20 protein-coding genes are annotated in these 21,405 nt (G+C 50.7%); 12 read left to right on the top strand and 8 right to left on the bottom strand.

Translation table 11 applies throughout. The annotated features are described in order from the left end of the window. Positions 1-702: 702 nt before the first annotated feature. The 3 genes from zntB (at position 703) to dbpA (ending at position 3,547) form a co-directional block, all read left to right on the top strand. Positions 703-1,686 carry a zinc transporter ZntB gene (gene zntB, locus OGV50_RS01145; RefSeq protein ID WP_012132292.1) on the top strand — a complete coding sequence of 328 codons (984 nt, stop codon included), beginning with the start codon at positions 703-705 and terminating at the stop codon, positions 1,684-1,686. Positions 1,687-1,961: 275 nt separating this feature from the next. Then, a complete protein-coding gene (gene ynaL, locus OGV50_RS01140) occupies positions 1,962-2,144 on the top strand; it encodes a proline-rich small protein YnaL (RefSeq protein WP_048902387.1) in 183 nt (60 codons plus the stop codon). A gap of 29 nt (positions 2,145-2,173) precedes the next feature. Beyond that, the gene (gene dbpA, locus OGV50_RS01135) at positions 2,174-3,547 is read left to right on the top strand and encodes an ATP-dependent RNA helicase DbpA (protein ID WP_047463574.1); all 1,374 of its coding nucleotides are present in this window, start codon (positions 2,174-2,176) and stop codon (positions 3,545-3,547) included. 81 nt (positions 3,548-3,628) lie between these two features. Here dbpA and ttcA read toward each other — a convergent pair whose 3' ends face one another. From ttcA to nifJ, 5 genes are all read right to left on the bottom strand, one after another. Beyond that, complete coding sequence (gene ttcA / locus OGV50_RS01130; RefSeq protein WP_047463577.1) at positions 3,629-4,564, bottom strand: tRNA 2-thiocytidine(32) synthetase TtcA; 936 nt, start codon at positions 4,562-4,564, stop codon at positions 3,629-3,631. Positions 4,565-4,782: 218 nt separating this feature from the next. After that, on the bottom strand, positions 4,783-5,217 hold the full coding sequence (uspF, locus tag OGV50_RS01125; RefSeq protein WP_012132296.1) for a universal stress protein UspF: 435 nt from the start codon (positions 5,215-5,217) through the stop codon (positions 4,783-4,785). 75 nt (positions 5,218-5,292) lie between these two features. Then, positions 5,293-5,511 carry a KTSC domain-containing protein gene (locus OGV50_RS01120; protein ID WP_012132297.1) on the bottom strand — a complete coding sequence of 73 codons (219 nt, stop codon included), beginning with the start codon at positions 5,509-5,511 and terminating at the stop codon, positions 5,293-5,295. A 141-nt stretch (positions 5,512-5,652) separates the two neighbouring features. Beyond that, on the bottom strand, positions 5,653-6,789 hold the full coding sequence (gene ompC, locus OGV50_RS01115) for a porin OmpC (protein WP_047463579.1): 1,137 nt from the start codon (positions 6,787-6,789) through the stop codon (positions 5,653-5,655). A gap of 365 nt (positions 6,790-7,154) precedes the next feature. After that, the gene (gene nifJ, locus OGV50_RS01110; protein ID WP_114847875.1) at positions 7,155-10,679 is read right to left on the bottom strand and encodes a pyruvate:ferredoxin (flavodoxin) oxidoreductase; all 3,525 of its coding nucleotides are present in this window, start codon (positions 10,677-10,679) and stop codon (positions 7,155-7,157) included. Positions 10,680-10,954: 275 nt separating this feature from the next. On the opposite strand from nifJ, the gene OGV50_RS01105 reads away from it, so the two are divergent. Further along, positions 10,955-11,221, top strand: a complete 267-nt coding sequence (locus tag OGV50_RS01105; protein WP_012132302.1) for a putative hemolysin — start codon at positions 10,955-10,957, stop codon at positions 11,219-11,221. Here OGV50_RS01105 and hslJ read toward each other — a convergent pair. Further along, positions 11,218-11,640, bottom strand: a complete 423-nt coding sequence (hslJ, locus tag OGV50_RS01100) for a heat shock protein HslJ (RefSeq protein WP_047463583.1) — start codon at positions 11,638-11,640, stop codon at positions 11,218-11,220. The two genes, OGV50_RS01105 and hslJ, sit on opposite strands and share 4 nt — an antisense overlap. 113 nt (positions 11,641-11,753) lie before the next feature. Beyond that, positions 11,754-12,743, bottom strand: coding sequence for a D-lactate dehydrogenase (gene ldhA, locus OGV50_RS01095; protein ID WP_012132304.1), 990 nt, complete (start codon positions 12,741-12,743; stop codon positions 11,754-11,756). 788 nt (positions 12,744-13,531) lie between these two features. Here ldhA and OGV50_RS01090 point away from each other — a divergent pair. The 8 genes from OGV50_RS01090 (at position 13,532) to OGV50_RS01055 (ending at position 20,706) form a co-directional block, all read left to right on the top strand. Then, on the top strand, positions 13,532-14,167 hold the full coding sequence (locus tag OGV50_RS01090; protein WP_123907487.1) for a hypothetical protein: 636 nt from the start codon (positions 13,532-13,534) through the stop codon (positions 14,165-14,167). A gap of 34 nt (positions 14,168-14,201) precedes the next feature. Next, positions 14,202-15,224, top strand: a complete 1,023-nt coding sequence (locus OGV50_RS01085) for a YadA-like family protein (RefSeq protein WP_286488241.1) — start codon at positions 14,202-14,204, stop codon at positions 15,222-15,224. Between the two features lie 48 nt (positions 15,225-15,272). Continuing rightward, the gene (locus OGV50_RS01080) at positions 15,273-15,734 is read left to right on the top strand and encodes a helix-turn-helix transcriptional regulator (protein ID WP_286488240.1); all 462 of its coding nucleotides are present in this window, start codon (positions 15,273-15,275) and stop codon (positions 15,732-15,734) included. A gap of 47 nt (positions 15,735-15,781) precedes the next feature. Continuing rightward, a complete protein-coding gene (locus OGV50_RS01075; RefSeq protein ID WP_012132309.1) occupies positions 15,782-16,225 on the top strand; it encodes a DUF417 family protein in 444 nt (147 codons plus the stop codon). Between the two features lie 344 nt (positions 16,226-16,569). Further along, entirely contained in the window at positions 16,570-19,209 is a 2,640-nt protein-coding gene (locus tag OGV50_RS01070; protein WP_286488239.1) for a YdbH family protein, read from the top strand. Beyond that, positions 19,206-19,388 carry a YnbE family lipoprotein gene (locus OGV50_RS01065; RefSeq protein ID WP_012132311.1) on the top strand — a complete coding sequence of 61 codons (183 nt, stop codon included), beginning with the start codon at positions 19,206-19,208 and terminating at the stop codon, positions 19,386-19,388. The genes OGV50_RS01070 and OGV50_RS01065 overlap by 4 nt, the downstream gene beginning before the upstream one ends. A 7-nt stretch (positions 19,389-19,395) precedes the next feature. Further along, on the top strand, positions 19,396-19,719 hold the full coding sequence (locus OGV50_RS01060) for a YdbL family probable chaperone protein (protein WP_024130313.1): 324 nt from the start codon (positions 19,396-19,398) through the stop codon (positions 19,717-19,719). 117 nt (positions 19,720-19,836) lie between these two features. Beyond that, positions 19,837-20,706, top strand: a complete 870-nt coding sequence (locus tag OGV50_RS01055; protein WP_012132313.1) for an aldo/keto reductase family oxidoreductase — start codon at positions 19,837-19,839, stop codon at positions 20,704-20,706. A 72-nt stretch (positions 20,707-20,778) separates the two neighbouring features. Here OGV50_RS01055 and azoR read toward each other — a convergent pair whose 3' ends face one another. Next, the gene (gene azoR, locus OGV50_RS01050) at positions 20,779-21,384 is read right to left on the bottom strand and encodes an FMN-dependent NADH-azoreductase (RefSeq protein WP_049011899.1); all 606 of its coding nucleotides are present in this window, start codon (positions 21,382-21,384) and stop codon (positions 20,779-20,781) included. Positions 21,385-21,405 lie beyond the last annotated feature (21 nt).

The raw sequence follows: 21,405 nt of genomic DNA, 5'->3' as shown, positions 1-21,405 counted from the left end.
ATGGCTCATGATGTCCCTCTGGGATGCGCTCCGGATGAATATGATGATCTCATATCAGGAACTTGTTCGCACCTTCCTTACGAAAACTAACTCTTCTGTGTGTGGTAAAACAATCCAGACAGGAAAACTTAATAAATCCAGAGCATTGAGTTCGTGAGCAATCATCGATAATCCCGTTATCTTCACATGCTGTGTTGCCGGTTTATTGGTGAATGGCTTTTTTATTAACAGCTTACAGTGATATGGAGCGTTTTTTCACAAATCGGGAGACAACAATAGACGTGCAGATAAATCTAGCAGGGAACCTGGACAAATCCACGAATGATAAGTTTTTTTTCAATGGTCGATATAAGTGTGAACGAGTAAAAAGGAAGAAAGGTTGATGGCGACTTATATAAACATTACTCAGGCTAATCATTCTGAAAGAGGTTAACCCTTTCCCGTACGACATATTAAAGCTGATGATGCAACGCAAGGTTATCGATCTACAGACTAAAATTCATAAATTTCGATTAAGTAAATTATCATCCGTTGAACACCCCATATTGTCTCGTACAACACATTTGCGCCGGTGATGCCGGCGCCTTTCCTGCCATACCGTACTTTTCTGAATCATTTCAGCGCAATGGGATAATGAGGTATTGCTTAACATACGCCGAAGGCTAGACTAACGAAAAAGCGTTGAATGAATGTGGAGGCGTTGTGGAAGCCATCAAGGGATCGGAAGTCAATGTGCCGGATGCCGTTTTTGCCTGGCTACTGGATGGTCGCGGCGGCATTAAACCGCTTGAAAATGACGATATTATCGACAGCCAGCATCCCTGCTGGTTGCATCTCAATTACACCCACCCTGACAGCGCGCAGTGGCTGGCGTCGACGCCTTTGTTACCGAATTCTGTACGTGATGCGCTGGCTGGCGAGAGTTCGCGCCCACGCGTCAGTCGGATGGGGGAAGGCACGCTGATCACCTTACGCTGCATCAACGGCAGTACCGATGAACGCCCTGACCAGCTAGTGGCAATGCGTGTATATATGGATGAACGTTTTATCGTCTCAACGCGACAGCGAAAAGTTCTGGCGCTTGATGAGGTGGTTAGCGACTTGCAGGAAGGGACTGGCCCGTCCGATTGCGGCGGCTGGCTGGTCGACGTGTGTGACGCCCTGACGGATCACGCCAGCGAATTTATCGAGCAATTACACGATAAAATTATCGACCTGGAAGACAATCTGCTCGATCAGCAGATCCCGCCGCGTGGATTCCTGGCGTTACTGCGTAAGCAACTGATTGTGATGCGTCGATACATGGCGCCTCAGCGTGATGTTTATGCGCGACTGGCAAGCGAGCGTCTGGCCTGGATGAATGATGATCAGCGGCGTCGAATGCAGGATATCGCGGATCGTCTGGGAAGGGGACTGGATGAGATCGACGCGTGTATTGCGCGCACGGGCGTGATGGCCGATGAAATCGCGCAAGTTATGCAGGAGTCCTTAGCGCGCAGAACCTATACGATGTCGCTGATGGCGATGGTCTTTCTGCCCAGCACATTTTTAACCGGCTTGTTCGGCGTGAATCTCGGGGGAATTCCGGGCGGCGCATGGCATTTTGGATTTTCTATGTTCTGTATTCTGTTAGTTGTCCTGATTGGTGGTGTTACCTTATGGTTGCATCGTAGTAAATGGTTGTAACAACAACGCTTTTCATCGTCCTTTGAGCAGAAAAACGCCGCATAATTTGAGCGAAGTCAATAAACAATCTACCCATTCGGGGCAATATCTCTCTCGCAGGTGAATGCAACGTCAAGCGATGGGCGTTGCGCTCCATATTGTCTTACTTCCTTTTTTGAATTACTGCATAGCACAATTGATTCGTACGACGCCGACTTAGATTAGTCGGCTTTTTTTTGCCTGCGGGATATCAGCGTCTACCCTAAAAGAGTCAATCTGTATGACCGGAGGGTAATATGACCAGCCTGTTCACGTTGTTGCAAATGCAAACGCGCCAGTCGGATTCCGTACCAACCGATCCGGTGCCGATTCCCGATCCTATCCCGCGCCCACAACCTATGCCAGATCCGCCGCCGGATGAAGAACCGATTAAATTGTCGCATCAAGAGCAGAGATCTGCGAGGATACGCGCCTGCTGACTGTGTGTCTTTTACCGCGAGATTAAATTGTGACCGCTTTTTCTACTCTGAATGTCCTGCCTGCCGCCCAACTCGAGAATCTTAACGAGTTGGGTTATCTTGAGATGACGCCTGTCCAGGCCGCTGCGTTACCGGCGATCCTGGCCGGAAAAGATGTGCGCGTGCAGGCAAAAACCGGCAGCGGAAAAACGGCTGCATTTGGTCTCGGGCTTTTACAGCATATTGATGCCAGTCTGTTCCAGACCCAGTCGCTGGTGCTTTGTCCTACGCGCGAACTGGCCGATCAGGTGGCAGGGGAGCTGCGTCGTCTGGCGCGTTTTCTGCCTAATACCAAAATCCTGACGTTGTGCGGCGGGCAACCTTTCGGCGCGCAGCGAGACTCTCTCCAGCATGCGCCGCACATTATTGTCGCGACGCCAGGGCGCCTGCTTGACCATCTGCAAAAAGGCACCGTTTCTCTGGATGCCCTGCAAACGCTGGTGATGGATGAAGCCGACAGGATGCTGGATATGGGCTTTAGCGACGCTATTGACGAGGTGATTCGCTTTGCGCCGTCACGCCGTCAGACTCTGCTGTTTTCCGCCACCTGGCCTGAGGCCATCGCGGCGATCAGCGGTCGGGTTCAGCAAAATCCACTGACGATTGAAATTGATTCGGTGGATGCGCTGCCATCTATCGAGCAGCAGTTTTTTGAAACATCTTCGCAGGGGAAAATCCCGCTGCTGCAAAAGCTGCTGAGCCAGCATCAGCCTGCGTCATGCGTTGTTTTCTGTAATACCAAAAAAGATTGTCAGGCGGTTTGTGATGCGCTTAATTCTGTTGGGCAGAGCGCATTATCGCTGCATGGCGACCTTGAGCAGCGCGATCGTGACCAGACGCTGGTTCGTTTTGCAAACGGCAGCGCGCGCGTACTGGTAGCGACGGACGTCGCCGCGCGTGGGCTGGATATCAAGTCGCTGGAGCTGGTCGTAAACTTCGAGCTGGCGTGGGACCCGGAGGTTCACGTACACCGTATTGGTCGTACCGCCCGTGCAGGCAACAGCGGTCTGGCGATCAGTTTTTGCGCGCCGGAAGAGGCGCAGCGCGCCAATATCCTGTCTGAAATGTTGCAGCTTAAACTGAACTGGCTGACGCCGCTGGGCAACGTTCCGGTTGCACCGCTGGAAGCTGAAATGGCGACGCTGTGCATTGATGGCGGTAAAAAAGCAAAAATGCGCCCGGGCGACGTGCTGGGAGCATTAACGGGAGATATTGGTCTGGATGGCGCTGATATTGGCAAAATTACCGTACATCCGGCCCATGTTTATGTGGCGGTTCGCCAGCCTGTGGCGCAGAAAGCCTGGAAGCAATTGCAGAACGGAAAGATAAAAGGGAAGAACTGTCGGGTTCGTTTATTGAAATAAATGCCCGTTCCGGCCTACAGGTGCTTATGCGCATCGTAGGCCGGATAAGATGTTTACGTCGCCATCCGGCTGAGTCAGAAATTACTTCACTTCCACGACGTTCAGACGCAGTTCATCCAGCTGATTATCGTCTTCCTCTGGCTGCCAGCCTGCGGGTTGCAGAGGGATCTCTTCGCGGTCAAAGGCTAAATCACCACCGTCTACTACGTCGGAATCATGATTAATGCCTTTGAAATCAAAAAGATTAATATCGCTCAGATGAGAAGGCACCACGTTCTGCATCGCGCTGAACATGGTTTCAATACGCCCTGGATAACGTTTATCCCAGTCGCGCAGCATGTCGGCGATGACCTGGCGTTGCAGGTTTGGCTGCGACCCGCACAGGTTGCACGGAATGATCGGGAACGCTTTGGCTTCTGAGAAACGCTCAATATCTTTCTCGCGGCAGTAGGCCAGCGGGCGGATAACGATGTGTTTGCCGTCATCGCTCATCAGCTTCGGCGGCATCCCTTTCATTTTCCCGCCGTAGAACATGTTCAGGAATAACGTTTGCAGAATATCGTCGCGGTGGTGGCCTAACGCAATTTTGGTTGCACCCAGTTCTGTTGCGGTGCGGTAGAGAATACCGCGGCGCAGTCGGGAGCACAGAGAGCAGGTCGTTTTGCCTTCAGGAATTTTCTCTTTAACGATCCCATAGGTGTTTTCTTCAACGATCTTATACTCTACGCCCAGTTTCTCGAGATATTCCGGCAGAATGTGTTCGGGAAAACCCGGTTGCTTCTGGTCAAGGTTAACGGCGACCAGTGAAAAGTTGACGGGTGCGCTTTGCTGCAAATTACGCAGAATTTCCAGCATGGTATAGCTGTCTTTCCCACCGGAAAGGCACACCATGATGCGATCGCCTTCTTCGATCATATTGAAGTCAGCAATCGCTTCGCCCACGTTACGACGCAGACGCTTTTGTAATTTGTTCAGGTTGTACTGTTCTTTCTTGCTAATATCTTGATTTTGCGACATTTAATAGAGGCTCAATTCATTGTGTGGCATCAGAAAAGTATGCATCACGCCGGAAAGACCGGCAAAAGAAATCTGATATAAAAACTGTGGCGTGTATGGTACGGATTGGCGAGAAGAATGTCAGCACATTTATACCCGTTATACCTCAGGTCGCAGGTAAGCGTGCAGGGTTGAAAAGTGGATATGAAAAGCCCGCAACGGCGTGCGGGCTGATGCGTTTAGCGAACCACCAGGACGGAACATTCGGCATGGCGTACGACCGCTGCGGCGTTGGAGCCCAGCAGATACGTGGTGATGTCCGGGCGGTGAGAAGCAATAATCACCATGTCTGCCGGTAATTTTTTAGCCATTTCCAGAATTTTATCTTTCGGAGAACCCTCCGCGATATGAATCTGTACTCTGTCGGCAGGAATACTGAACTTCTTGATAATCTCTTCCAGTTGAGATTTTGCTTCGGCTTTCAGATCGTCCATAGCCGGTAACTCTGCTGAGTAGGCCAGGCCTAAAGAGGCGTAATAGGGCAGTGACGGAATAACGGTCAGGAAATGGACCTCTGCGTCATCTATTTTTGCCTCGGCTTCAACATGGGTGATAACGCGTTGAGTTAATTCTGAATCTGAAATATCGATGGGCACAAGAATCGTTCTGCTCATAAAACCTCCTGTTTAAGTATCCGATTAAAGTTTAACCCTTAATGGCACTTTATGTACAATGACAGGAGTCACATTTTAGCGTGAGTTTGGTTTCTGCTCTGGAAATTTCCCTTTGATCACGCCGTCATAAAAGCGGCCTTTAGAAACCACGACAAGAAAATCACGAAAAATACGCGACGGGACGCCGAGATATTGCAGAGTACCGGTTCGATGAAAACGAATTTCCAGCGTGCTGGAGGTTTCGTCATAGCCGACGGATGCAATACGGGATGATTTAACGGGATGATGGTTCATTGCCGGCGTCCTCTACAGCAGATCTTTATGCAATATATCATCTATCAATGGAGAGTTTTAGCGCAACAAATATATTGTTTTAGTATAGATAAAACACTGTTGTTATGAGAAAAGCCCGCCGTTGCCAGCGGGCTGACGGACTTAGAACTGGTAAACCATACCCAGAGCAACGACGTCGTCGGTAGACATATCGTTGCGAGTGTAGAAGCTGTCATCTTCATCCAGCAGGTTGATTTTGTAATCAACATAAGTGGAGAAGTTTTTGTTGAAGTAGTAGGTCGCGCCTACGTCAGCATATTTAACCAGGTCTTTATCTTCACCGCCGGCCAGATCCTTACCTTTAGACATCAGGAAAGATACGGCAGGACGCAGACCGAAGTCGAACTGGTACTGCGCTGTAACTTCAAAGTTCTGGGTTTTGTTGGCAATGGTGTTATCACTGCCGTTTGAGCCACCGTAAGGAGTCATATTACGGGTTTCAGAATACATGGTCGCCAGATAGATGTTGTTAGCGTCATATTTCAGGCCAGCAGTCCACGCATCTGCTTTATCACCGCCAGCAGTGGAGTGATTTGCTTGCTGATTCGTTCGGTCGGAAGTGGTATATGCCGCACCGAAGCTGACGCCCATACCCAGATCGTAAGTTGAAGAGATACCGAAGCCGTCGCCGTTGGAGTTTTTCACGTTACGGTCACCGCCGTTATTTGTCCCCTCCTGGGAATACGTGTCTTCGCTGCCGGATTGGTTTTCATTCGCACCCTGATATTGCAGCGCAAAGCTCAGACCATCCACCAGACCGAAGAAGTCGGTATTACGGTAGGTTGCTACGCCGTTAGCACGGCCGGTCATGAAGTTGTCTGCTTTGGTATAAGAGTCGCCGCCGAATTCTGGCAGCATATCGGTCCAGCCTTCCACGTCGTACAGTACGCCGTAGTTACGGCCGTAGTCGAATGAACCATAGTCACCGACTTTAATACCTGCGAATGCCAGACGAGTCCAGGAGTCACCTTTATCACCTTCGGTACCGTTAGCCTGAACCTGATATTCCCACTGGCCGTAACCCGTGATCATATCGTTAACCTGAGTTTCACCTTTGAAACCCATACGCATGTATGTTTGATCGCCGTCAGAATTTGCGTCATCAGAGAAATAATGCAGACCGTCTACTTTGCCATAGAGATCTAATTTATTGCCGTCTTTATTATAAACTTCAGCGGCGTGGGCCGCGCCTGCTGCTAACAGGGCAGGGATTACGAGAGCCAGTACTTTTCTTTTCATTGAAATAACCCTTTAGTTTTTTTATTTACCTGTGACTCCCCATAAGGGAAGTGAAATCATGCTAAAGGAGAAGTTCCGTAAAGAGATAAATATGAATTGTTACGTCTTAAGTAAAATCTTAATTAAATAATTCTACAGAAATGATGATAATTGACATGAATGTTTTTTAATAAAACATATAAAATAAAAATTATACAATTTAATTTTGTTGCGATATTCTGCGCGGGTTATATGCCTTTATTGTCACAATTTGCTTTTTTCGTTGGGCCATTGCGATAAGTACTGATCTTCCAGCGAATGAATTGACAAGCCCGAACCAAGGTTCGGGCTTTTTTTTCGTCCTGACGAATACTCAAACAGCCGTATTATTCAGCACCGCTCTTTTCCGCTTTGCCTGCCAGTTGAGCAAGGAAGTCATAGCGTTTTTGCAGATCCGCCGTCGCATCCTTCCAGAGCTGTTCAGCAACGTCTGGCTGCTGTGCATTCAGGCGGCGGAAGCGTTGCTCGTTGAGCAGCGTCTCTGCCAGCGCGTCTGACGGTGGACGGGAGTCCAGCGCCAGCGGCAGTTTACCCTCATCGGCGCGACGCGGGTCAAAGCGGTACAGCGGCCAGAAGCCGGTAGCCGTTAACTGACGCATCTGATCGTGGCTCAGCGCCAGATCGTAGCCGTGTTCTTCACATGGACTGTACGCAATGATCAGCGATGGCCCCGGATACGCTTCCGCTTCCTGGATTGCTTTCACCGTCTGGTTTAACTGCGCGCCCAGCGAGATCTGAGCGACATACACATGACCGTACATCATCATGCTCACACCCAGATCCTTACGCGCTTTGCGCTTGCCGTGTTCGCCAAACTTCGTGACCGCGCCAAGTGGCGTCGCCTTCGACGCCTGTCCGCCGGTATTGGAATAACACTGCGTGTCCAGAACCAGAATATTGACGTTCTCGGTCAGGCTCAGCACATGATCCAGACCGCCAAAGCCAATATCGTAGGCCCAGCCGTCACCGCCAATCAGCCAGATTGATTTCTCAATCAGCGCATCGGCATCGGTTAACAGTTCATGCGCGCCGTCGACATCTTTCAGATGCTGGCGTAATGCGGCGACCTGTTCACGACGAACTTCCGGCGTCGCGTCGGCGTGCAATGCGTCGTTTAAATCCGTTGGGATGCGATCGGCGAACTGTTCCAGCAGGCGCATGACGCGCACGCGATGCTGATCAACTGTCAGGCGGAAGCCCAGACCGAATTCGGCGTTATCTTCAAACAGCGAGTTCGCCCATGCGGGGCCGCGACCGTTGGCATCGGTGGTGTAAGGCGTTGAAGGCAGGTTACCGCCATAAATAGAAGAACAGCCGGTCGCATTGGCAATTAACATGCGGTCGCCATACAGCTGGGTCAGCAGCTTGATATACGGCGTTTCACCACAACCGGAGCAGGCGCCGGAGTATTCGAACAGCGGCGTGATCAGCTGAGAGGTGCGAATATCAATACGCTCCAGCTTGCTCTTGTCGATTTCCGGCAGATTGAGGAAGAAGTCATAATTCACTTTTTCTTCTTCGACATGTTCAAGGCGGGACATCATATTGATGGCCTTGATTTCAGGGTTCTGGCGGTCTTTCGCCGGGCAAACTTCAACACACAGGTTACAACCCGTGCAGTCTTCCGGCGCCACCTGCAACACGTATTTCTGACCACGCATATCGCGTGATTTCACATCCAGCGAGTGCAGACTGGCCGGGGCGTTCTCCATTGCTTCCGGCGAAACCACTTTAGCGCGGATCGCCGAGTGCGGGCAGGCGGCGACACAGTGGTTACACTGGGTACACAGCTCTTCTTTCCAGATAGGGATCTCTTCGGCGATGTTGCGTTTTTCCCAACGGGTCGTCCCCATCGGCCAGGTGCCGTCTGGCGGCAACGCTGAAACGGGCAGGGCGTCACCAAGCCCGGCGAGCATGGCGGCTGTAACCGTTTTAACGAAATCGGGCGCTGCGTCAGACACCACCGGAGGACGATTTGCGCTGTGCGGGTCCACCGCCTGCAACAGAACTTCTGTTACCGATTCGCGCGCCAGCGCCAGCGCCTGCCAGTTACGCTCAACCAGCTCCTGGCCTTTACTGCTGTAGCTTTTCGCTATCGCTCCCTGTAATTCCGCCAGCGCGCTTTCACCAGGCAGAATCTGCGTCAGGTGGAAGAAGGCCATCTGCATCACGGTATTAATACGTGCCGCCAGTCCGCATTCGCGGGCGATTTTAGCCGCGTTAATCACAAAGAACCGCGCTTTTTTCTGGTTCAGCACCGCCTGAACTTCCTGCGGCAGACGTGCCCAGACTTCATCTGCGTTGTACGGCGTATTGAGCAGGAAAATACCGCCTGGTTTCAGACGTTCCGCCATCTGATATTTATCAATAAACTGCAACTGGTGGCAGCCGACAAAATCAGCCTGCGCCACCAGATAAGCGGAACGAATCGGCTGCTCGCTGACGCGCAGGTGAGAGACCGTCAGCCCGCCAGCTTTCTTCGAGTCATAGACAAAGTAACCCTGTGCATACCACGGCGTGGAGTTACCAATAATCTTGATGTTGTTTTTGGTTGCAGAAACGCTGCCGTCGCTGCCCAGACCATAAAATAGCGCTTCCAGTTTCGCTGTACCGGGCAGGGTGTTTTCCGGCAGGGGCAGAGACAGATTAGTGACATCATCATAGATGCCAACCGTGAAGCGGGATTTGGGTCTGGCGCGCGCCAGTTCGTTGAAAACAGCCAGCACGCAATCGGGGCCAAACTCTTTTGAAGAGAGGCCATAGCGCCCGCCGATCACGCGCGGTAAGGTTTCTCTCTCGCCGCTGTTGAATGCCTCCGCCAGCGCGGTCATCACATCCAGATACAGCGGTTCGGCCTGCGCGCCAGGCTCTTTGGTGCGATCCAGTACGGCGACGGTACGTACGGTTTCCGGCAGCGCCTGTAATAAATGTTTTGCTGAGAACGGACGGAACAGACGGACTTTCAGTACGCCCACTTTTTCGCCGCGCGCCAGCAGCTCGTCCACCACTTCCTCACAGGTGCCGATTGCGGAACCCATCAGAATAATGACGCGTTCCGCCTGCGGGTGGCCATAGTATTCAAACGGCTTGTACTGGCGACCGGTGGCTCCGGCGAAATCATTCATTGCCTGTTCAACGTGGTCATAAACCGCGTTGTACCACGGGTTCGTGGCTTCACGGGACTGGAAGTAGGTATCCGGGTTGGCAGACGTGCCGCGAATCACCGGATGTTCAGGATTGAGCGCGCGGGAGCGGTGCGCGTCAATTTCAGCCTGCGGCATCAGTTTCAGAATGGTGTCATCCGCCAGCGGCACAATTTTATTGATTTCATGCGAGGTGCGGAAACCATCAAAGAAATGAATAAATGGTACGCGGCTTTTCAGCGTGGCAATCTGCGAAATGAGCGCGAAATCCTGCGCTTCCTGAACGCTACCGGCGCTCAGCATGGCGCAGCCGGTCTGGCGAACCGCCATCACATCAGAGTGATCGCCAAAAATAGACAAGGCATGAGTAGCAATGGTGCGTGCGGCGACGTGGAGTACAAACGGCGTGAGCTGTCCCGCCAGTTTGTACAACGTTGGGATCATCAGCAGCAGGCCCTGAGATGAGGTAAATGAGGTCGAGAGCGCGCCGGTCTGTAATGCCCCGTGAACGGTGGCGATGGCGCCGCCTTCCGACTGCATTTCTACGACGCGAGGGGTATCGCCCCAGACGTTCTTAAGCCCGTTTCCGGCCCAGGCATCCGCCTGCTCAGCCATTGTCGAACTGGGCGTAATTGGGTAGATGGCGATAACTTCGCTGGTACGGAATGCGACCGAAGCAACCGCGCCATTACCGTCAATAGTGATCATATGACACCCTTACATTGCACAAAAAGAGGGACTCGCGAAACATCGGCGGGCCCTGATAGTTATCTCTCTATTTTAGCAAACCCCGATCTCTACCATTTTCGCTTTTGTGTCCCTGGAATAGAGGGAATGAATGATTTGATCAAAGAGAGGGCAAAAAAATTGCTAAAAAATGTCAATGAACCGCATAAATGGGCAGTTTGCCTCTCGACGACGCAGGGCAGCCTGCCTATTATTTATGGCGGTGTCGTTTTGGCTAACGTTCAGAGGGGAGAGAGATGCGCGCAGCGTTTTTAGTGGGGTGTGCCGCGTTATTATTGTCGGCCTGTAGTAATGAGCCTGTTCAGCAGGCGACGGCAGCGCATGTTGCGCCGGGGTTAAAGGCGGCAATGTCCAGTTCCGGGGAAGCCAACTGCGCCATGATTGGCGGGTCGCTCTCTGTTGCCCGTCAGCTTGACGGATCGGCGATTGGCATGTGCGCATTACCCAACGGCAAACGCTGTAGTGAACAGTCGCTCGCCGCTGGAAGCTGCGGCAGCTATTAATGCACTAAATCAGCCAGTCGGAACATCAGCGTTTGTTCTGCGGTCGCCAGCGTCAACTGGTTAGCCGTTAAGTCGACCTGCGCGCCCTGTTTGAGCATCGCGCTAATGGTGTGATCCAGTTCATTTAACTGCGGGTCGGCGCACATCATACGCGTCATCGCCATTTCTTTGACTTTCAGCTCGCCATCAGACAGCTTGCCCTGGCCGCTGAAGCGGTTGCACATGCGGCCGGAAACCGTCATTTTTTCACCGAAGCTTAACTCCGGGGCGTTCTTACCCGCAGCGACTGGTTTTCCGTTTACACTCTCCAGAACAAAACGGTGATGCTGTAGCTGATCACGGTTAACGGAGACTTTTCCATTGCTGACGCAGCCTGCCATAAGCATGCTGAGTGCAACCAGTGCGACGATCTTCTTCATTAAAACTCTCTACATTTGCTGACGGGAAATCATTCATAATTGTAATGATATAGCCTGGTATATCATCGGGGATTATCTGAAAGTGCTCCCCTGAACGCAGGGGAGCAGAAGGGTCAGAACAGGGCGTTCGGGCAGGTTTCACCTTTTGAGAGCTGTTCCAGATTTTGCAGAGTGGTTTCCGAGATGCTGGTCAACGCTTCCGCAGTCAGGAAAGCCTGGTGCCCGGTGAATAGCACGTTATGGCAGGCAGACAGACGACGGAATACGTCATCCTGAATCACATCGTTGGACTTATCCTCAAAGAACAGATCGCGTTCGTTTTCATAGACGTCCATCCCCAGTGAACCAATCTTCTGGTTTTTCAACGCTTCAATTGCCGCCTGCGAATCAATCAACGCCCCACGACTGGTGTTGATCACCATCACCCCATTTTTCATCTGATCGAACGCGGCATGATTAAGCAAATGGTAGTTTTCAGCTGTCAGCGGGCAATGCAGAGAAATGACATCAGATTCCGCAAACAGCGTCGGCAGATCGACATACTCCACGCCAAGCTCCAGCGCGGCGGCGCTTGGGTAAGGATCAAACGCCAGCAGTCGCATACCAAAACCTTTCAGAATACGCAGCGCGGCGACGCCGATCTTGCCCGTCCCGATCACGCCAGCCGTTTTACCGTGCATGGTAAAACCGGTCAGACCTTCCAGTGAAAAGTTTGCATCACGGGTACGTTGATAAGCGCGATGAATGCGACGGTTCAGCGTCATCATCATACCAATCGCATGTTCGGCGACGGCTTCAGGAGAATAGGCCGGGACGCGCACGACTTGCAGACCCAGCTCTTTTGCGGCGTCCAGATCGACGTTATTGAAGCCAGCGCAACGCAGCGCAATGTATTTTACGCCGTGCTTTTTCAGCTCTTCCAGAACCGGGCGGCTGCCGTCGTCGTTAACGAAGATGCATACCGCCTCGCAACCGTTGGCGGTTTTTGCCGTTTTTTCAGTCAGCAGAAAGTCAAAAAATTCAAGTTCAAAACCAAAGGACTCGTTAACATGTTGCAGGTACTTCTTGTCGTACTGCTTTGTACTGTAAACAGCGAGTTTCATAAGACTTTCTCCAGCGATGGTGGAATAACATTGAATCAATTAAAATTATCTTACAAAATTTAAAAAATAATTGATAGGCGTGACCATGACATAATGAATAATTTTAGAACATCTCTTCTTAAGGCACCTATCATACTAAAATTAAACAACTTTCTTTAACACATATTTCCCTTTCGGTCATTCTGAACCCACGCCTTATCAGTGGGTCAGTTACGCTTCCACAGACTGACGTATCCTTTCTGTAGCGAATCAGTCTGACAGACGTTCGTAACGTCGAACAACCGACAGACATAACCTGCAAACCATCACTTTCATACGAAATCACCTATCGCTTCAATTGATTGACAAAAATTAATAATTGCTCCGCCCATCGCTCCATTCCATGATGAATTTCATGAACTTTTTCATTTGCTGTGATATTTATCACATTTCTGTAAATTTCACCAATTGTCCTGTCTGGTGTGACCAGCAGTAATTTCCCTTTTATTTTTTGCACTTATTTAAACAGGCGTTGATATGCTCCTGTTATCCCGTTTATCAAGGGATTGTCAAAGGATTCCAAATAAGCATAATTTAACCAAGAAATTAGTTTTGTTATTTTAACTGGAATCTTCGTGATTTTTATTAACACGTTCAATACAAACGAGAGTGGAGGGATGATATTGCCTTAACTTAATACATACTATTAACAACACAGCATGTTAAATCCTGTCTTATCCGGCGAAGTTAAGTTGGAGGTGTTATTATGACTGCGCGCAGTATCGTAGCGACTTTTTAATGGAATAAAAATGTACGCGATGAATCTGTCGATGAATAAGCCTGGAACAGTAAGCAAGATAACCTTATTGAATAAACCAATTTCAATAACTGAAAATGCCTGCTCTACATGTAGTCTACTGGAGCAGCTTCACAGGTATCCTTCAGCTACTGTCGTAATATATGGGCGGCCGTCTTTATTTTTGAGTTTCTGGCTGCATGTTCGGGAATGTTACCCGTGCGCAGCATTGATATTTAAGCATGGCTATTTTTTGCCTGTGGATGAGACCATTGCTGAGTTTTTTAACTACTTCACTATTGAAGGGAGAAGCGGTGTAAAACACCACGATAAAACAATACAGCGTGTAATTTATTTTCTTCCTCCTGTTTTACTAAGGAAAGAATCTGTTCAGGATACAGCATATCTTACGGATACAGTACCTTTACTTAATGAAATAACACATGCGCGACTTTCTTCCGGGAGGTTATCGAAGCTGTCTAAAAGTGTTCTTGCACTAATACTTTCTGGCTTCAGTCGAGAGATGATAGCAATTAATTTAAAAGTTGGAATCAGGCAAGTCTGGTTGATTGAAAACTTCCTACGCAAAAGATGGCGAATTCCAGATTGTTGTTCTCTGGTTGAGTCTGTTTATTTCTGCAATAGATAAAAATTGTTCCTAATTTTAATTTAAGGGTGTTTACATGCATAAGAATGTTATGGCCTCTATGTTAGGTGTGGTTTTGTTCGGTGCTCTAAGCAATATCAGTTGGGCAGCGGACCAGGACGACCCCAACGCACCAATTACCAAAAAAGAACTATTTAACCACCTGGTTGAATTAGCTCAAACCATTTCTCAAAAAGGGGAGAATTATCGAGATGAGGTGGTTAGATTTGTAGACGGACGTGTAAGTAACGCTACAAATACGACGAAAAATTATATTAATGAACAGGTTAATACTCAAAATCGCTCACTGGCTTTACAGCAGGAGGCAGTAAATAAGCTAAAACAGGACGTGACCGTAAGCGTTGGAAAGGTTAATAAAGAACTGGATGAACAAAAGGATGTTCTGCGCGGCGAAATCGGCCAGGCCAAAGCTGATGCAATTGCACAGGCTGACAATAATGCGAAAGTCGTGCGTGGTGAGCTTAAGCAGCAGGGTGACTCCCTGCGTGGTGAAATCGGCAGCGCCAAAAGGGATGCCTACGCACGGGCCGACAGTAATGCAAAAGCCGTGCGTGGCGAGCTTAAGCAGCAGGGTGATTCCCTGCGCGGCGAAATCGGCAGTGTCAAAAGGGATGCTTACGCGCGTATAGACAACAATACGGAAGCTGTTCGTGGCGAGCTTTCTCAGACCAGCAAATATTTATCTGGAAAAATCAATGCTAACCAGTCTGCGGTCAGTAAGAATAGTCGCCGTTTAGATCTTCATGAATCCTGGCAAAAGATGGCAACAGACAGAATGAATGGTCTGCAAAAACAGATATCTAACAACCGCAAAGAAATTCGTGAAAGTGCAGCTCAGAATGCGGCGCTTGCAGGTTTATTCCAGCCTTATAGCGTGGGTAAATTTAATGCTACTGCGGCATTGGGAGGATATTCAGATAAGCAGGCAGTAGCCGTTGGGATCGGCTACCGCTTTACAGACAATGTTGCAGGTAAAATGGCAGTTGCGGCCGGTGGAGATTCCGTTTCATGGAACACGGGTATTAGTCTGGAGTTCTGATTAAAGCTTACAGCAGGGGGTATTTTACTCCCTGCTCAGGGAGCAATAATGAAAATTATCATCGCGACGCATGATTTTTATTTTCAGCAAGGCGCTGAAGTATTATTCAATTCGTGTGAGGCACTTGGCGTTGAACATTTTAACAGCGAAAGAGAAACGTATTTTATTATCTGTGATAATGAGTTCGCCGGACTCATGAGCATACTTTTCTACGGGTATGATTTTTACCTTGCCTGCAAGTCAGAGCCTTGCAATATGAAGCATGGATCTTGTTTGAATGACCAAGGTAAATCATTAACACATAATGAAAGAATTATCGCTTTCCTTTTATACTATAAACACTTTAGTGTAGAGCAAATCGCCAGGGTGAGAGGTCGAAGTAAGAAAACAGTATATTCGCATATTTACAATATCAAGAAAAAAATCGGCTTAAAAAATGGAATGCACCTGCCATTTAAAAATAACGGCATTGATCGGAATGCTTTTTTTGAACTGATATTTCTCATCTGAGATAAAATCTGACTGGCATCTCATTATTATCTTCCTGGAGAATATGAATGAAGAATTTCATTAATCGATTTATTCGCTCAGATTACGACATCGTCATTCTTCGCCTGAGCGTTATCGGTGTATTTATGCTGTTTGGTACTTATAAATGGTTTGATTTTGAAGTTATGGCCCTGGAGCCTCTGATTTCATCAACATGGCTCAATATTCTGTATTTGATTTTTGGTGTCCACGGGGGAAGTTATTTCCTTGGCGTTATGGAAACCATTACATTTCTTGCGTTGATCATTGGCTTCGCCCGACCTGGTGTTGGCATATCTGGCGATCTCATTGTTATCACTACAGGAGTAACGACTCTGAGCCTGCTGCCACAACTGGGGAAAATTGACAGCTTCATTATCAAGGATGTTCTCTTGATTGGCGCTGGCGCAGTTTTGCTGAAATATGACCTTACCCGGTATCTGGCATTCAGGAATGGAACATACCGGGTATAAACGCTGCTACAGAATGGCAGGAATGTGAACCCTGGCAGAGGATCTGCAAATGGTCAGTCCTCTGCGCCTCTGTTTTCCGTAATAAATCAGGAGACTGAGTTAATTCAGTACAAAATGTTTGCCTGACTGCGGATGTGCGCCATCATGGTGAGATGGCAGAAGGATCGGATACTAACGCTCTGTTATATCATCAACTTTATCATTTCTAAGACGGCCTCAAAATTGTTGGGTCGCGGCAGAACATCTATCCTTAGTGAGGGCGACGCCTTCAACTGAGCGCCCAAACATGCCACAATACGGGCCTTACCGGCTTAATTTTTGCTAAATCAGGATATTAACTACCCATGAAGGGTAAATACAAAGCCGTTCTCGCGCTACTTTTATTATTGATCCTTATACCGTTAACGCTGCTCATGACGCTTGGCCTGTGGCTTCCTACGCTGGCGGGCATCTGGTTACCGGTTGGTACGCGTATCGCGCTGGATGAAAGCCCGAAACTTACGCGCCACGGCTTGCATATCCCGGAGCTGCGTTATCTGGTGGAGGACTGCCCGTTAGCACGCATGAGCGGCGCGGAACTCACCCATCCCAGCCGCTGGCAGCTGAATATCGGTACGCTTGAACTGGACTCCGCCTGTCTGGCAAAACTCCCTGAATCTGAACCATCGCCCGCAGCGCCGCGCACGCTCGCAGAATGGCAGTCTATGCTGCCTGATACCTGGGTTAATATCGACAGGCTTATTCTTTCTCCCTGGCAGGAATGGCAGGGGAAATTGTCGCTTTCGCTGACGCCAGCCCTCCAACAGATTCGTTATCAGGGCGAGAAGGTCAACTTTCAGGGGCGGCTGCACGGGCAAAACTTCACCGTCAGCCAACTGGAGGTGAGCGCCTTCGAAAATCAGCCCCCTGTAAAACTGGAAGGGGAATTTACGCTACCTCTGGTGCCAGACGGGCTGCCAGTGAACGGACACGCCGTCGCAACGCTGAGCCTGCCGCAGGAACCGTCGCTGGTGGATGCGGAACTGGAGTGGCGGGACAACGCCGGACAGCTGATCGTCATGGCGCGCGGTAACCCGGAGCCGCTGCTCGATCTCCCCTGGCAGGTCACTCGCCAGCAACTTGCCATCAGCGATGGACGCTGGAACTGGCCGTATCAGGGCTTTCCGCTGAGCGGACGTCTGGGGATCAACATTGATAACTGGCAGGCAGGTCTTGAAAATGCGGTGATAAGCGGCCGGTTGAATGTTCTGACGCAAGGCGATGCGGGTAAAGGCAATGCGGTGCTGACGATTGGGCCAGGCAAGCTGAGTATGGATAACAGCGACATGCCCTTGCGTTTAACCGGTGAAGCGAAACAGGATGATCTGATCTTTTATGCGGTACTGCCGACACAGCTCACCGGCAGTCTGGCCGATCCACAACTGACCTTTGAACCCGGCGCGCTGTTGCGTTCTCGTGGCCGGGTGATTGACTCTCTGGATATTGACGAAATTCGCTGGCCGCTGGCTGGCGTAAAAGTCACCCAACGCGGAGTTGATGGCCGATTACAGGCAATTTTACGCGCGCACGAAAATAAGATGGGTGACTTTGTCCTGCATCTTGATGGGCTGGCGAATGATTTTCTTCCCGATGCGGGGCGCTGGCAGTGGCGCTACTGGGGCGAGGGCAGCTTCACTCCGATGAACGCCGGTTGGGATGTCGCCGGGAAAGGAGAATGGCACGATAACACCATCACGCTTACCGACCTGTCCACCGGGTTCGATCAACTGCAATACGGCACGATGACGGTGGCGTCTCCGCGCCTGGTGCTGGATAAACCGATCGTGTGGGTTCGTGATGCCGGGAACCCGACCTTCAGCGGCGCGTTATCGCTGGATGCGGGCAATACCGTGTTCACCGGCGGCAGCGTCTTACCGCCGTCAACGCTCAAATTCAGCGTTGAAGGAACGGACCCAACGGTATTCCAGTTCAAAGGCGACCTGCACGCCGGGGCGATTGGGCCAGTACGGGTAAATGGGCGCTGGGACGGCATTCGTTTACGCGGGCAGGCCTGGTGGCCAAAACAGTCGGTTACGGTCTTCCAGCCCTTGCTGCCTCCTGACTGGAAAATGAATTTGCGCGCAGGCGAACTGTACGCGCAGGTGGCTTTTTCCGCCGCAGAGGAGCAGGGGTTTGAAGCGGGTGGACACGGCGTACTGAAAGGCGGTAGCGCCTGGATGCCGGACAACCAAATCAACGGCGTCGATTTTGTGTTGCCGTTCCGTTTCAGTCAGGGTGCCTGGCAACTGGGGACGCGCGGGCCGGTGTCATTACGCATCGCAGAGGTGGTAAACCAGGTCACCGCGAAAAATATCACGGCCGATCTCCAGGGAGGTTATCCGTGGAGCGAAGAGAATCCTTTATTGCTGAGTGACGTGAGCGTGGATGTGCTGGGCGGCAAAATCATCATGAAACAGCTACGCATGCCGCAGCACGATCCGGCACTGCTGCGGGTGCAAAATGTCTCTTCCAGCGAACTGATCAGCGCGGTGAATCCCAAACAATTTGCGATGTCCGGCCCGGTTAGCGGCGCGCTTCCGCTGTGGCTGAGCAATGAAAAATGGATCATTAAAGACGGCTGGTTAACCAATCCTGGCCCGATGACGCTGCGTATCGATAAAGATACCGCCGATGCGGTCGTCAAAGACAATATGGCGGCAGGCGCGGTAATCAACTGGCTACGCTATATGGAGATTGCCCGTTCGTGGACGAAGATTAATCTGGACAATCTGGGCGTGCTGACCATGCAGGCGACGGTCACGGGTAAAAGCCATGTGGACGGTAAAGTCGGCACGGTTAACCTGAACTATACCCATGAAGAAAATGTCTTTACGCTCTGGCGCAGTTTGCGTTTTGGCGACAACTTACAGGCATGGCTTGAACAAAACACCGCGTTGCCGGAAACCCGTTGCCCGGAAGGCAAGGAATGTGAGGAACAACAATGAAAACGATGATTGCCATGCTGGCGCTCTTCTTACTGGCGGGCTGTACGCCGCGTATTGAAGTTGCAGCGCCGAAGGAACCGATCACCATCAATATGAACGTCAAAATTGAGCATGAAATTCATATCAAGGTTGATAAGGACGTGGAAAGTTTATTGAAGTCACGCAGTGATTTGTTCTGAGGTCATGATGAAAAAACAGCTTAGAGCGACCGTTCTTATCCTGAGTTTATTGAGCTGCAACGCCATCGCGTTGACCCTGAGCGAAGCGAGAACGCAAGGGCGAGTGGGGGAAACGCTTAATGGTTATCTGGTGGCGCTGGCAACCGATCCAGAAACGCGCTCTCTCGTCAGCGAGATTAATAAAGAGCGTAGCGCCAGTTATCAACAACTGGCGAAAAGCCATCAGATTCCGGTGGATGAGGTGGCGAAAATGGCCGGACAAAAGCTGGTCGACCGTGCAAAGCCGGGTGAGTATGTGCAGGGCATTAACGGTAAGTGGCTGAAAAAGTAACTGGCAACAGTGCGTAGCTTCTGCGTATTTTCTGTTTTGTATGATAAAGCGCGATAATTTGCAGGGTAAGTTTCTATACTGTCTGCTCCGAAGCGATATTCAGCAAGAGGGGCAGTTATGGCAAGTCACGGTAATTCAGCGACGTTTTCTCTCGGTTCCCGGCAGGTAAAACGGCTGGGCTATGGGGCAATGCAACTGGCAGGACCTGGTGTATTTGGCCCGCCGAGAGACCGTCACGTCGCGCTGACGGTGCTTCGGGAGGCGATTTCGCTGGGTGTGAATCACATTGATACCAGCGATTTTTACGGCCCGCATGTTACGAACCAAATCATTCGAGAAGCGCTGCATCCGTATCCTGACGATCTGGCGATCGTCACCAAAATTGGCGCCCGTCGCGGGGAAGATGCGTCGTGGTTGCCCGCTTTCTCGCCTGCGGAATTGAAGCAGGCGGTTCACGATAATCTGCGTAATCTCGGACTTGATGTGCTGGATGTGGTCAACCTGCGCGTTATGTTCGGCGACGGTCATGGCCCGCATGAAGGATCTATCGAAGAGAGTTTTAGCGTGCTGGCTGAACTTCAGCAGCAGGGGCTGGTGAAGCATATCGGTCTGAGCAATGTCACCGCGAAACAGGTGGCTGAGGCAAGGAAGATTGCCGAAATTGTTTGCGTGCAGAATGAGTACAATATCGCCCATCGCCAGGATGACGCACTCATTGACGCGCTGGCGGGCGAGGGTATCGCTTATGTGCCGTTCTTCCCGCTGGGCGGGTTTACGCCGTTGCAGTCATCAACGCTCTCCGACGTTGCCGCCAGCCTGAATGCGACGCCAATGCAGGTAGCGCTGGCATGGTTGCTGCAACGTTCAGCCAATATCCTGTTAATTCCGGGAACGTCGTCAGTGACGCATTTGCGTGAAAATATGGCGGCAGGGGATTTGCAACTTTCGGATGAGGTTCTTGCGGTGCTGAATGGCATGAATGCCTGATGGAGGTTATCCGGCCTGCGGGAGGATGACACCCCTTGCAGGCCGGATGAGGCAAATTAGCGATGAAGAATCTTATGCAGCAACAACGCTGTCAATCGCCGCTTTGGCATCAGACTGCGCTTTGGCCGCGACTTCCGGGCCGTAAGCAATCCCTTCAGCAAACACGAAGTTCACGTCGGTGATACCAATAAAGCCCAGGAAGACTTTCAGGTACGGCGCGATCAGGTCAGTCGGCGTATCTTTGTGGATACCGCCACGGCTGGAGAGAATCACCGCACGTTTACCGGTCACCAGACCTTCCGGCCCTTTCTCGGTGTAACGGAAGGTGACGCCTGCGCGGGCAACCAGGTCAAAATAGTTTTTCAACTGAGTCGGGATGTTGAAGTTGTACATCGGCGCCGCAATGACGATCACATCGTGCGCTTGCAGTTCCGCGATCAGCTCGTCGGACAGCGACAGCGCGTCCTGTTGACGCGGAGTCAGCGGAGCGTCGCTCGGGCGCAGGGCACCCACCAGTTCGCCATCCAGTACCGGAACAGGATTCGCGGCCAGGTCGCGCACGGTGATTGCATCCGCAGGATGCTTTTCGCGCCACTGTTCAACAAAATAATCAGACAACTGACCAGACTGAGAGTACCCTGCCAGAATACTGGATTTAAGAACTAATACTTTGCTCATGGGTGTTTCCTTTTATGTGTT

It is taken from the genome of Citrobacter sp. CK180, assembly GCF_030333655.1.
Lineage (GTDB): Bacteria > Pseudomonadota > Gammaproteobacteria > Enterobacterales > Enterobacteriaceae > Citrobacter_B > Citrobacter_B koseri.
This window is presented reverse-complemented; position numbering and strand designations above follow the sequence as displayed.